We start from the raw sequence: 12,914 nt of genomic DNA, 5'->3' as shown, positions 1-12,914 counted from the left end.
GCTGGTTGTTTGGGCCTGTTAGTGGCTTGGATGGGTCAGCCATGATGGCTGGATGGCTGGTTTGGTTAGGCGATCTGGGGTGGCGTCCTGGCCCATCGCTGGAGATTGATCGCAGTCGCGGCGAGCTGGAAAGCTGCGGCATTGCGCATCAGGCCCCGATAGCGGGCACGCGCCAGACCGTAGACGCGCTTGAGCAATGCGAACAACGGCTCGATCGGCGCGCGTCGATGCGAGATGACCGCATTACGACGCACCGCCCAAGGTCCCAAGCGAAGCCAGCGGTTGTGTCTGCGCATGATGCCGTCGCGAATATCCATCTCCTTCAACCGCACGCGTCGCGCGATGGTATCGTAGGCTTTGTCAGCGTAGACCCTTGCCTCGTCGCCGCAGATCAGCCCGTCGGCGGGCACGGTGTCGTTGACATTGGCTGGCGTAAAGGCGAGGCGCCGGATGATGCGACTGCCTTGGTCCATCGCCACGTGCATCTTGTAGCCGAAGGCATATTTGCCGTCCTTCTTGGTCCAGGCAGCGTCAGGATCGTGCGCGCTTTTGACCAGTTTGCTGGCCGGCCGCCCGTCCGCATCCGGGGGCAAATCGGGATCCGGTGGTTCGGGTGGATTTACCGCCGAGCGGATCAGCGAAGCGTCGATCAATGTGCCGCGCTTCAAGACGAAGCCGGACTTCTCGATCTGCGCCGTAATCAGGGCGAAAGCGCGCTCCGCCAGCCCGCTCTTGGCCAGTTGTTCGCGGAAACGCCACAGCGTGGAATGATCCGGCACCGGCTCACTCAGCGACAGGCCCAGAAAGCGCCGGAACGACAGGCGGTCCACCAGTGCTTCCTCAAGTCCCGGATCCGACAGACCATACCATTGCTGCAGCAACAGCGCCTTAAACAGCGCCAGCGACGGGTAAGCTGGCGCCCCCATCGACCCGCTGCGCAAGCCGCTCAGCAGCGCTTCAATCGCGTTCCAGTCGACCAGTTCCGACACTCGCTGCAATGGCGCATTGGCCCTGGCCGCGTCATTCATCAGCCCATCTGTAAAGCTCAATTGACCAATCTGGCGCTCCGCCATCCGACCCTCCGGCGAATCCTTCACCAAAAGAGAATCATCCCGGGCGACTTCTGCAAAGCCCTCGCGAAAGCGGGCGATCCAGTATTCCAGAGGCATTTGTCTTCAATCGATGGGCCGCGGCGTACTGGATCCCCCGCTTTCGCGGGGGATGACGGCTTGAGTGCGTAGCCCGGATGGAGCGTAAGCGTAATCCGGGGCAGTTTTCACCGATGGCGCGACTGGTCCCGGATTACGCTTCGCTTCATCCGGGCTACGGAGCAACGCGATCCGTCCGCCTACCGACTTCTATCGAAACAACCGATCCGCCAGCCAGCCGTCCAGTCCGGCCGCTGCCTCCGGCCGCGCGTTGGGATTGGGTGGCGCCGAGGCGCGGGCCGGCGTCGGCGATGGCGGGCGATAATAGCCGCCGGATGGCACCGGCGCGGGCGGCTGCGATGCCTGCATCGGCGGCTGAATCTGCATCGGTCCCGCAGGCGCTGACGGCGCGGTGACCTGCGACGAGATCTGCATCAGGTTCGCCGGCCCCCAGCTGCCTTGCGAGTTCGGGATCGCCGCGACCGGCACGCCCTGATGCGCCGCCTTCATGAAGCGGGTCCACACTTCGACCGGCAGGCCGCCGCCGGTCGCCTTCTTGGTCGGTGAATTGTCGTCATTGCCGAGCCAGACGCCGGTGACGAGCTTGGCGGTGTAGCCGATGAACCAGGCGTCGCGATAATCCTGGCTGGTGCCGGTCTTGCCGGCGGCTGTCCAGCCCGGGATCTCCGCCTTGCGCGCGGTGCCCGAGATCAGCGTCTCGCGCATCATGCTGTTCATCATCGAATCATAGCGCGGCTCGATCACCTGGTTGGGCGGATCGGTCGGACGGTCATAGAGCAGCTTGCCCGAACTGGTCTTGATCTTGGTCACCACATGCGGCGACACCACGTAGCCGCCATTGGCGAACGGCGCATAGGCGCCGACCAGCTCGATCACCGAGACTTCCGAGGTGCCGAGCGCGATCGAGACGTTGGGCTCGAGCTTGGAGGAGATGCCGAGCCGGTGCGCGGTGCGCACCACATTCTTGGCGCCGACCTCGACGCCGAGCCGCACCGCGACCGTGTTCAGCGACATTGCCAGCGCCTGGGTCAATGTCACCGAGCCGAAATATTCGTGGGTGTAGTTCTCCGGCTTCCAGCCCTTGATGTCGAGCGGCGCGTCGGTGCGGATGGTGTCCGGTGTCAGTCCTGCTTCGACCGCGGTGAGATAGACGAACGGCTTGAACGCCGAGCCCGGCTGCCGCTTCGCGGTGACCGCGCGATTGTACTGGCTCTCCGAGTAGTTCCGGCCGCCGACCATGGCGCGCACCGCGCCGTCCGGTGTCATCGCCACCAGCGCGCCCTGGCTGACATTGAACTTCACGCTTTTGGCGGCGAGCTCATCGATGATGGCGGCTTCGGCGACATTCTGCAGCTTCGGATCGATCGTGGTCTGCACCACGATGTCCTGGTCGATCTGGCCGACCAGATCGTCGAGCACTTCGCCGATCCAGTCGGCGACATAGTTCACGGTGCCGGCGCCGGCCGGCTTCACCGCAATCGAGGGCTGACCGATCGAGGCCTTGGCCTGCGCCTCGGTGATGAACTTGGCATCGGCCATCGCCGCCAGCACGACCTGCGCGCGCTGCTCGGCGCCTTCAGGGTTGCGGTTCGGCGCCAGCCGCGACGGCGACTTGACGAGGCCGGCCAGCATCGCGGCTTCCGGCAGCGTCACGTTCTTCGCCGACTTGCCGAAATAGCGCTGCGCGGCGGCCTCGACGCCATAGGCGCCGGAACCGAAATAGACCCGGTTGAGATAGAGCTCGAGGATCTCGTTCTTGGAATGCTTGCGCTCCAGCCAGAGCGCGAGCTCGGCCTCCTGCAGCTTGCGCTGCATGGTGCGCTCCTGGGTCAGGAACAGGTTCTTGGCGAGCTGCTGGGTCAGCGTCGAGCCGCCCTGCGAGACGCCGCGGTGCAGGAGGTTGGTCACCGCCGCGCGCAGGATGCCGACCGGGTCGACGCCGTAATGCGAATAGAAGCGGCGGTCCTCGATCGCGATGAAGGCCTTCGGCAGATAAGGCGGCAGATCCTTCAACGCGATGTTGGCGCCGGCCATTTCGCCGCGCTGCGCCAGCACGCTGCCGTCGATGCCGACGATCTGGATCGTCGGCGGACGCTTGGGAATCTCCAGCGACTGGATCGGCGGCAGATGCGCGCCGACCCACACCACGACACCGATCACCGCAATGCCGGCCCACAGGCCGAGCACCGCGGTCCAATAGAACAGGCGGCCGATGCCAAAGCCCCGCGGCTTGCTGCGCCGCTTGCTGACGCTGCGCGACGGGCGCGGTTTCTCGCTACCGGAATCGCTGCCCTTGTCGCTGCTTTTGGGTTTGGATTTGGCGGGCTTGTCGTCGCCGCCGCCGGGAATGCGGTCGGACGGCGACAGTCGGAGGTCGGCAAGCGCGGCCGGAAGCCCGAACAGCGGCTCCTTGCGCGCACCGCCTTTTTTCCGTCCCCACGCCATCCGCAACGCTCACACCCTGACAGGGACGCACGCTAGCGTTCCCGGTTTAAGGGGCGGTTACGCAAAGCTTAACGGGGCATTAGGAGGTGAGGCAGCGCGTGCTACATAAGGAGCATGATCAGGAAAAGTGGGCACCGGTTTTCCCTCGCGACAAACGCGGAGCATTTGCGCGGAGATCATGCTCAAACAGGATGGAAGAGCGCGATAGAGCGATCGCGCTAGGGAACAAGAAACGAAGGAGCACCGCATGGGCCATATCGATCCGACCAAGGACGTTTTCGTGCAGTTCCGGGACAACAACCGGCCGGGCCCGATCCACATGCTCAACCTGGTGCGCCTGCGCGAATGGGCCGCCTATCCCGACGGCCGCAAGGCCACCGGCGCGGAGGCTTATGCGGCGTATGGCCGCGAGAGCGGGCCGGTGTTCGAACGGCTCGGCGGCCGCATCGTCTGGCAAGGCCGCTTCGAGCTGATGCTGATCGGACCGCAGGAGGAGCGCTGGGATCACTGCTTCATCGCGGAATATCCAAGCGTCGCCGCCTTCGTCGAGATGATCCGCGATCCGGTCTATCGCGAGGCGGTGAAGCACCGCCAGGCCGCGGTGGACGATTCCCGCCTGATCCGCCATGCCGTGCTGCCGGTGGGGAAGAATTTCGGCGAGATTCCGAAGTAGGCGCGTAAAAATCGATGGGTCGCGGCGATCTCCATCCCCGTCATGCTGAGGTGCGAGCGGAGCGAGCCTCGAAGCATGCACGGCCCCGCTGGTGGCCGTCGACCCTTCGAGACGCGCCTCGCGCTCCTCAGGGTGACGGTGATAGGACATCCCCGCAAACAAATCGGCGGCCTGGAGGCCGCCGATTGCATTTCAAACCTGCGCGAACCGGCTAGCCGGCCGGGCCGGCGTCCTCGAGGATCGGGCCGAACAGCTCCCAGCGCTCGCCGTTGAAGCGCATCATCTGCAGCTGCTTGTTGACGCGATAGTCGTTCGGCGCGGTGTTGCCTTTGATGCCGGGCAGCGCCATGTCGAGCTCGACATTCTTCAGGTTGGTGGCCTGCTTCAGCACGTTGTCGCGGGTCAGGTCGTCGCCGCACTGCTTCAGCACATGCACCATCAACTGGGCGGTCGAGTAGCCATAGGTGTTGAAGTTCGAGTTCTTGTCGCCGTCGGGATAGTACTTGGCCATGAAGTCGAAATAGCGCTTCATGCCCGGATCGTCCTTCCACTGCGGATCGGCCGGATCCTTGCCGTAATTGGTGCTGATCAGGCCCTTGGAGGCTTCCAGGCCCGCCGGCTGCAGCACGGCGCCGACCGAGGTCGCGTTGATGTCGACGATGTGGATCGGGTGCCAGCCGAGCTCGGCGATCTTCTTGATCGCCTGCGCCGCCTGCTTCGGCGTCGAGGCCGAGAAGAACAAGTCGGCGCCGGCGTCCTTGATCTTGATCACCTGGGAATCGATGGTCGGGTCGGAGACCTCGTAGGAGGCTTCGGCCACGATCATCTTGGCGGCCTTGTCGCCGAGCCCGGCCTTGATGCCGTTCAGATAATCCTTGCCGAGGTCGTCGTTCTGATAGAGCACGCCGATCTTGGCGTTGGGGTGCTCCTTCAGGATGTACTGGCCGTAGATGCGGCCTTCGACGAAGTAGTTCGGGTTGAAGCCGAGCGTCCAGGGGAAGTTCTTCGGGTCGGTGAACTTCGAAGCGCCGGTGGCGGCAAACAGCTGCGGCACCTTCTTGGCGTTGAGATACTTCTGCACGGCGGCGTTCGACGGCGTGCCGACGATCTGGAAGGTCAAGAGCACCTCGTCGCTCTCGACGAGCTTGCGCACCTGCTCGACGGCCTTCGGCGGCGAATACGCGTCGTCATACTGGATCAGGTTGATCTTGCGGCCGTTGATGCCGCCCTGATCGTTGATCATCTTGAAGTAGGCCGCCTGGGTCTTGCCGATCGAGGCATAGGCGGAGGCCGGCCCGGAGAAGGGGACGGTCTGGCCGATCTTGATCTCGGTGTCGCTCGCGCCGGGATCGTACTTCTTCTGCGCAAAGGCCGACGTTGCAGACAGCGCGATCGCGAGCGCCGTTCCCGTGACCAAGTGAAAAATCCCGTTCCTCATAATGCTGTTTCCCTCACGTGACTGATGGTTGGCCGATGATCTTGTCCGCGGGTTCAAGGTCCCGCGGTCGCCATCGCTGGGCCGGGATACTGGAGGAACCGTTATTGCAACGCAAGACGAGCGCTGCCGAAAAGGTGAGCGATTTCAGTCAACCAAAGTAGGGGGCGTTGCGAAAAGGTGGGTGGAGCGGCGCGAAGGTTGGGGCCCGCTTTACCTCGCCCCGCCTGCGGGGAGAGGTCGCATCGCATCGAAGATGCGATGCGGGTGAGGGGGAGTCTCCGCGGGCGCAGCTAATGCAGCGGTGCGCGGAAGCAGCCCCTCACCCCGACCCTCTCCCCGTAAGGACGGGGAGAGGGAGTGGAGTCTCGTCCCGACCGCGGCTAGCCCGCCGGTCCGGTGTCCTCGATGATCGGGCCGAACAGCTCCCAGCGCTCGCCGTTGAACTTCATCATCTGCATCTGCTTGTTGATGCGGTAGTCGTTCGGTCCCGTCGTGATCGACATGCCCGGCAGCGCGAGGCTCGGCACGAACTTCTTCAGGCTGGTCACCTGCTTCATCAGGTTCTCGCGGGTGAGGTCGTCGCCGCACTGCTTGAGCACCTGGATCAGCAGCTCGGCCGTCGAGTAGCCGTAGGTGTTGACGGTGTTGAGCTTGTCGCCTTCCGGATAATACTTGTCCATGAACGCGAAATAGGCCTTCACGCCGGGATCGTCCTTCCATTGCGGGTCGGCGGGGTCCTTGCCGTAATTGGTCGAGATGATGCCCTTGGAGATGTCGAGACCGGCCGGCTTCAGCGTCGCCGACACCGGGCTCGCATTGATGTCGAGGATGTGCACCGGGTTCCAGTTGAGGTCGGCGATCTTGCGGATCGCCTGCGCGGCGAATTTCGGGGTCGAGGCGTCATAGACCAGATCGACGCCGGCGGCCTTCAGCTTCACGATCTGGGAATCGACCGTCGGATCGGTCAGCTCGTAGGACACCTCGGTGACGATCATGCTCGCGGCCTTGTCGCCGAGCCCGCTCTTCAGGCCGGTGATGTAGTCGCGGCCGAGATCGTCGTTCTGGTAGAAGATGCCGATCTTGGCGTTGGGGTGATTGGCCAGGATGTATTTGGCGTAGATGCGTCCCTCGGACTGGTAGTTCGGGTTGAACGCGATCGTCCACGGCGCGTTCTGCGGGTCGGAGAAGCGCGAGGCGCCGGTGGAGGCGAGCAGCTGCGGCACCTTCCTGGCATTCAGATATTTCTGCACGGCGGCATTTGACGGCGTGCCGATGATCTGGAACGTGAACAGCACCTCGTCGCCCTCGACAAGCTTGCGCACCTGCTCGACCGCTTTCGGCGGCGAATAAGCGTCGTCATACTGGATCAGGTTCAGCTTGCGGCCGTTGATGCCGCCCTGATCGTTGATCATCTTCATGTAGGCCGCCTGGGTCTTGCCGATGCCGGCATAGGCGGATGCGGGGCCGGAGAACGGCACGGTCTGGCCGATCTTGATCTCGGTGTCGGTCGCGCCGATGTCGTATTTCTTCTGCGCGGTGGCCGATGTAACCGACAACGCGATCGCAAGCGCCGTCGCAGCGAGCAATTGCACGCTTCTCATGTCCGTGACCTCCCTGTTGCCGGTGATCTTGTCCGCAAGCTCAGGCCGGCGGATGTCACCGTTGCACGGGATGATGGAGGAACGGCTGGGCCATTGCAAGACGATGCACCCTGCGCGCGATGTCGCGTTTGAGCATGATCCGGAAAACTGTGAAGCGGTTTCCGAGCGGATCATGCTCAAGAAAACAAAAGCGCGCCCGCGCGTTAGGCCAGCCAGAGCTGGATCAGTGCCAACGCAGCGGGAGCCGCCTGCACATAAAGAATGCGGCGGCTGACGGTGGCGGCGCCATAGGCACCGGCGACAATCACGCAGAGCAGGAAAAACGTCTTGATCTGGAACGCGAAGGCCGGATTGCCATGTATGAGGCCCCAGATCAGTCCGGCGGCGAGGAAGCCGTTATAGAGCCCCTGATTGGCGGCGAGCACCGCAGAATCGTTTGCCTTCTCGATCGAGTTGCGAAACGTCTTCAGCCCGAGCGGCTTGGTCCACAGAAACATCTCGAGCACAAGGAAATAGACGTGCAGCATGGCCACCACCGCGACCAGAACATTGCCAAGCAACAGCATATTGCGGTCCCCCAGAGCTTCGGTTCTGATTGAATCAGAATCGAAGCTCAAAATTGTTGTTTTGACGCGTTTTCTTCACGCGAACCGGTGTCCACTTCGCTCGAAAACGCTTTAACCGGAATTCGGGTGGACGCTAGCATGCGGGCGGTGAATTGTATGCCGACCGATCTGCTTGCCCGAGATATGACAATGGCCGACCGCAGGACTGCACAGACCTTCAACCTCGACCGCCACAAGACCCCGATCGGCACCGCGCTGCTGGTGACCGATGACGACGGCGTGCTGCGCGCGCTCGACTGGGACGACTATGAAGGGCGCATGCTCGACCTGCTGCGGCTGCATTATGGCGCCGTGACGCTGCGGGGCGGTCGCGCGCCGGCTGCGATGCGCAAGGCGCTCGGCGATTACTTCAAGGGCGATCTCGATCGTCTCACCGATGTCGAATGGCGCGTCGCTGGCACGCCGTTCCAGCAGAAGGTCTGGCACGCGCTGCCGAACATTCCGCACGGCACCACCATGAGCTACGGCGCGCTGGCGGCGAAACTGAACGCGCCGAATGCGATGCGCGCGGTCGGTCATGCCAACGGCTCCAACCCGATCAGCGTCGTCGTGCCATGTCATCGCCTGATCGGCGCCAACGGCTCACTGGTCAAATATGGCGGCGGGCTGGAGCGCAAGCGCTGGCTGCTGCGCCACGAGGGCGTGGAGGTCTAGAGTGATTTCGAGCGGGAACCGGTTCGCGTGAAGACGCGCGTCAAGACAACGATCCAGCAATCCGCTTCGGCCGCCAGTGTGGCGATCAATCGAGATCTTCGCGGGGCATGTTGCGCAGATCGCGCACGATATAGAGGAACACGACGAGCGAAGGTACCCACGCGAGTATCGCTCCCACCAGCATCGCATCGACCGTCGTCATGTGAGACTCCTTGCGCGCTATTGGCCAACGTCGTCAGATCGGCTTTTTCGATGGGGCGCCGGTTCTGGGGAAGGGATACAGCCACTTCCAATAGGCCTTGTTGCGCTCCAGCTGCCGCTTGTGGATCTCGCGGCACTTCGTCGAGCAAAACTGCTCAAAATACCAATTATGCCGGATCAGCCCGAAAGGCCGCTTGCAGGCCGGATTTCCGCAACGAGCTGTCATGACGCTGCCTCCGCATTCGCGCGCCAAAGCCAGCGGATGAAATCCTCCTGGCCTTTGTAGAAGCAGAGGCGTCCGCAGTAGCGTTCGCCCGCCGGATTTCGCAAACAGATGATCTTGGGGTCTTCGCTGTCACACTGGGCGCAGCGCGGTTCCGCACGCATGGCGACCTCCCTCCGAGGAATTGCCATTTGCCAATCAAAATGTCTGGTGCTGTCCTTGCCGTCGATCTTCCCGAAGGACGACGATGCGAAATCTCGCGCCGCCGCCGTCCATGCGCAACTTGTCCAGATGTTTTGTCGCATCATCCTTGCGTATAGCCGGCCCGGTGATGGCTGATCCAACTCACGCACCCGGCGCCGCGCTGCGCTGCGCGAGGGCGGTATCGAGGCATTTGATCAGGACGTCCCCGTCGCAGGGCTTGCTCAGAAAGCAGATCGCTCCAGCCTTCAGCGCGCGGACGCGATCGCTTTCGACCGAGAACGCCGTGACGAAAATGAACGGAAAGCGGTGTCCGCTGGCAATGAGGTGGCTCTGCAGGTCGAGCCCGCTCATGGCCGGCATCCTGACATCCGCGATCACACAGGATGTGTCATTCAGGCGGGGCGAGTGCAAAAATTCCTCGGCCGACGCGTAAGTCTCGACCGCGTAGCCCAGCGATCTGACGAGATTGTCGGTCGCGGTGCGAACCGACATGTCATCGTCGATGATTGATATCACTGGCGGGTTGGGCAAGGAGGTTTTTCCCGGGCCGGAAGGGCCTCTGGCGTGTGCATCATGTGGGGACCACAGTGCGTCGCCAATCGGGGCCGGAGAATCATACTTAGGTTTGCGCCCCGCCGGCTGCCGGTCCGATCTGAAGCATCTGTGCCATCCTGACCAGATCGGGTAATGACTTCGCCGCCATTTTCCGCATGATGTGCCCGCGGTGTATCTTCACTGTGATCTCGGCCACACCGATTTCGGCGGCGACCTGCTTGTTCATCAACCCCGCCGTGACGAGCGTCATCACCTGGCGTTCACGCGGCGTCAGGGTCGCGAAGGCGGCGCGCAGGTTGGCAAGAACCTTGGCCTCATCGCGACGGTTCCTGTCGCGCTCGATCGCCGTCGTGACGGCATCCAGCATGTCCTGATCGCGAAATGGCTTGGTCAGGAAGTCCACAGCGCCGGCCTTCATGGCCCTGACCGTCATCGGGATATCGCCGTGGCCGGTCATGAAGATGATCGGAATATCGATGCCCGCCTTCGCCAGCTCCCCCTGAAAGTCCAGCCCGCTCACCCGCGGTAACCTGATGTCGAGGATCAGGCAGCTCGGGACATCCGGAGGCTTGCGCTGCAGAAATTCATGGGCCGAGCCGAATGCTGCGGTCCGCAAGCCGACCGACCGGAACAGATTGCTCAGCGCGTCCCGCACGGATGCGTCGTCGTCGACGACGAAGACGACGGGATCCTCGGCGTTTGCCAGACCAGAAGGCGATGCCGCGCGCCCGGTCACCATGCATGATCCTCTTCGTGCAGTGGCAAGGTGAACTGGAACGTCGCGCCGGGGCCGATGTTTCCGGCCACGGACAGGCGGCCTCGGTGAGCTTCGATGATCGATCGGCAGATCGACAGCCCCATCCCCATGCCGCTGGCCTTGGTGGTGTAGAACGCGTCGAACAGCCGTTCGGCATTCTCGGTCGCGATTCCGACGCCGCAGTCGGTGACCGTGACCACGATCTGCCCGACCTCGTCATGGCGCGTCCGGATCACGAGTTCCCGTGGCCGGTCCGTGACCGGCTGCATGGCCTCGATACCGTTGAGGACCAGGTTGAGGATGACCTGCTGCAGCTGGATTCGGTCGGCGACAACAGACGGGAGCGCGGGAGCGAGGTCGAGTTGCAAGGATACCAGGTGACGCTGCAGTTCATGCTGCACCAGCCCGATCACCTGGTTGATGACTTCATTCACGTCGAGCGGCGCCTTCTGACCGGTCGTCTTGTTCACCATCGCGCGGACGCGCTGGATGACCTCGCCCGCCCGGTTGCCGTCGCTGATGATCGACCTGACCGCGCCGCGAGCCTCGTTCAGATCGGGGGCCGCCCGGTTGAGCCACCGCAGGCATGCCGCGGCATTGGTGACCACGGCGGCAAGCGGCTGGTTCACTTCATGGGCGATCGATGCGGCGAGCTCGCCGAGCGCCGTCACGCGTGTGACGTGCGCGAGGTTGGTCTGCGCTTCGTGCAACTCCGCCTCGGCTCGCTTGCGGGCGGTCACGTCGGTGACCGCTCCGATGAATTCGGTGTCGCCGGAAAGATTCGTCACCGCATGCGCCCTGGCGTGAACAAATTTGATCGCCCCATTGGGCATCAGCAATCGGTAGCCGTGCTCGAAGTCCTTGCCGTCGAGCGAGGCCCGGTCGATGGCCCGTTGCACGCGGGCGCGATCATCCGGATGGACGCGCTGCAGGACCGTGGCATGTGTGATGGAAGGAGCTCTGTCGAATTCGAAGATCCTGAACGTCTCTTCCGACCAGATGATCTCGCCGCTGGCGACGTGCCAGCCGAAGCTGCCGGTGTGGCTCAATCGCTGGGCTTCGGTCAGGTACATTTCACTCTGCTGCAGCGCATTTTCGGCGTGCTTGCGCTCGGTGATGTCCTCGCATGCGATCAGCACGATCAGCTGATCGCCCAGCCGCCGCACCGCCTTGGCGTTTTCACGAACCCAAATCCTTGAACCGTCCTTGCGGACCTTCCGGATTTCCCAATTGTGGGTCTGGCCGATGTTGTCGAGGCATGCCGCGACGTTGCGTTGGACCATATCCCGGTCTTCGGCGGCAAAGACCCGCAGCACCGATTGTCCGAGCAGCTCGTCGACGGTGTAGCCGAGCTGTGCCGCGCCGAACGTGTTGACCGACAGCACGAGGCCCGTTGCGTCGACCATGAAGTACATGACCGGGTTGTGCTCGAATACCTCCTTCCATTGCGCTTCGCTGTTGCGCAGCGCCTCCATCGCGCGCTCCTCGCTGCTGGCTCGGCCGCGCAACATGGCTTCCATCCGCCTTTGCGAGCGGCCAACCAGGCGGATCATCAGCAATGCGGCGGTCAGCGACGCGACGAGCAGCGCCAGGGCAACCAGATGGGCGGAAGCTGCCGGCTGCGGACCCAGCAACAGCCCGATGCAGGTTGCCGCCAAGGCCAGCACCATGCCGCCGAGCAGCCATTGCTCGGCCGACCAGGACTTCGTGGTCGGGTCTCGGATCATCGGCAGCCCAGCACTTGACCATCATCATGGGCCGCGCTGCGTCGCTAGGTGACTGCTACCATCAGCGGCGACAACGTCGCCCTCCCAATAGACTGTATATTAGCAGCTTTCTTGCCGCCCGGGCGGGATGACGCCGGCCTTTTTGGCGGTCCAAACCCGTGAGATCGCGCAGAAAGCGAAGCCATTGAGCGCGCTCAGGTCCAGGTTGCGACCTAAACTCAAGTATGAGTCGTCTCCACCGAATGTAACGGTCGGATCAACCTCCGTTCAATGGCCCGTTCCATCCCGGCGACTACGCTTATTGGGTAACTCGATGACGGTAGAGATTTCCGGGGTTCAGCAATCGCCAATCAGTGACGGAGATTGAAATGCCCAGCGCGCGCCTGCATCTGATCGTTTGCTCCGACGACGTCGACCACGAGGCAAGGCCTCAGAGACGCGATCGCAGCTTCCAGCCTTCCGTCATCGATGGTGGCAAGCAAACAGCAAGCACGCCGGCCGACAACCCGTGGATCGATCTGCTGGACGCATTCGATCTCGGCGTGGTGGTCTGTCAGGCCAGCTACCTGGCCTTGCTGGGAGCGAGCCTGGCGGCGCTGCAGCCGCAATTCGACGTGCCAGATTCAGTGCGGTAGCCGGCC

General features: G+C 63.1%; 12 protein-coding genes. 3 read left to right on the top strand and 9 right to left on the bottom strand.

The window, feature by feature from the left end:
- Positions 1–65: 65 nt before the first annotated feature.
- Together ACVW1B_RS33855 and ACVW1B_RS33850 are read right to left on the bottom strand one after the other, a co-directional pair.
- Complete coding sequence (locus tag ACVW1B_RS33855; RefSeq protein ID WP_456822757.1) at positions 66–1,169, bottom strand: IS5 family transposase; 1,104 nt, start codon at positions 1,167–1,169, stop codon at positions 66–68.
- Positions 1,170–1,358: 189 nt separating this feature from the next.
- A complete protein-coding gene (locus tag ACVW1B_RS33850; protein ID WP_253605976.1) occupies positions 1,359–3,614 on the bottom strand; it encodes a transglycosylase domain-containing protein in 2,256 nt (751 codons plus the stop codon).
- A 247-nt stretch (positions 3,615–3,861) separates the two neighbouring features.
- Between ACVW1B_RS33850 and ACVW1B_RS33845 the strand changes: the two genes are divergently transcribed.
- Positions 3,862–4,287 (top strand): DUF1330 domain-containing protein, encoded by a 426-nt coding sequence (locus tag ACVW1B_RS33845; protein ID WP_253605977.1) that lies wholly within the window; start codon positions 3,862–3,864, stop codon positions 4,285–4,287.
- A 211-nt stretch (positions 4,288–4,498) separates the two neighbouring features.
- Here the strand turns inward: ACVW1B_RS33845 and ACVW1B_RS33840 are convergent, their stop codons facing one another.
- The 3 genes from ACVW1B_RS33840 to ACVW1B_RS33830 form a co-directional block, all read right to left on the bottom strand.
- Positions 4,499–5,725: an ABC transporter substrate-binding protein gene (locus ACVW1B_RS33840; RefSeq protein ID WP_018269220.1), complete on the bottom strand. Its 1,227-nt coding sequence runs from the start codon at positions 5,723–5,725 to the stop codon at positions 4,499–4,501.
- Between the two features lie 380 nt (positions 5,726–6,105).
- Positions 6,106–7,326 (bottom strand): ABC transporter substrate-binding protein, encoded by a 1,221-nt coding sequence (locus ACVW1B_RS33835; RefSeq protein ID WP_076824752.1) that lies wholly within the window; start codon positions 7,324–7,326, stop codon positions 6,106–6,108.
- A 203-nt stretch (positions 7,327–7,529) separates the two neighbouring features.
- Positions 7,530–7,892, bottom strand: a complete 363-nt coding sequence (locus ACVW1B_RS33830) for a DUF1304 domain-containing protein (protein ID WP_028335620.1) — start codon at positions 7,890–7,892, stop codon at positions 7,530–7,532.
- Positions 7,893–8,081: 189 nt separating this feature from the next.
- Between ACVW1B_RS33830 and ACVW1B_RS33825 the strand changes: the two genes are divergently transcribed.
- The gene (locus ACVW1B_RS33825) at positions 8,082–8,606 is read left to right on the top strand and encodes a methylated-DNA--[protein]-cysteine S-methyltransferase (RefSeq protein ID WP_310882210.1); all 525 of its coding nucleotides are present in this window, start codon (positions 8,082–8,084) and stop codon (positions 8,604–8,606) included.
- Positions 8,607–9,029: 423 nt separating this feature from the next.
- Here the strand turns inward: ACVW1B_RS33825 and ACVW1B_RS33820 are convergent, their stop codons facing one another.
- From ACVW1B_RS33820 to ACVW1B_RS33805, 4 genes are all read right to left on the bottom strand, one after another.
- Complete coding sequence (locus ACVW1B_RS33820; protein ID WP_253636014.1) at positions 9,030–9,335, bottom strand: hypothetical protein; 306 nt, start codon at positions 9,333–9,335, stop codon at positions 9,030–9,032.
- Between the two features lie 40 nt (positions 9,336–9,375).
- On the bottom strand, positions 9,376–9,750 hold the full coding sequence (locus ACVW1B_RS33815; protein WP_225164070.1) for a response regulator transcription factor: 375 nt from the start codon (positions 9,748–9,750) through the stop codon (positions 9,376–9,378).
- A gap of 103 nt (positions 9,751–9,853) precedes the next feature.
- On the bottom strand, positions 9,854–10,528 hold the full coding sequence (locus ACVW1B_RS33810; RefSeq protein WP_168858259.1) for a response regulator transcription factor: 675 nt from the start codon (positions 10,526–10,528) through the stop codon (positions 9,854–9,856).
- Complete coding sequence (locus tag ACVW1B_RS33805; RefSeq protein ID WP_456822756.1) at positions 10,522–12,216, bottom strand: PAS domain-containing sensor histidine kinase; 1,695 nt, start codon at positions 12,214–12,216, stop codon at positions 10,522–10,524. The genes ACVW1B_RS33810 and ACVW1B_RS33805 overlap by 7 nt, the downstream gene beginning before the upstream one ends.
- A 425-nt stretch (positions 12,217–12,641) precedes the next feature.
- On the opposite strand from ACVW1B_RS33805, the gene ACVW1B_RS33800 reads away from it, so the two are divergent.
- A complete protein-coding gene (locus tag ACVW1B_RS33800) occupies positions 12,642–12,908 on the top strand; it encodes a hypothetical protein (RefSeq protein ID WP_225649284.1) in 267 nt (88 codons plus the stop codon).
- Positions 12,909–12,914: the final 6 nt, after the last annotated feature.

This window comes from Bradyrhizobium sp. USDA 4502 (assembly GCF_054063355.1).
Note: the sequence above shows the minus strand (reverse complement) of the source record. Positions and strands in the feature narration are given on the sequence as shown.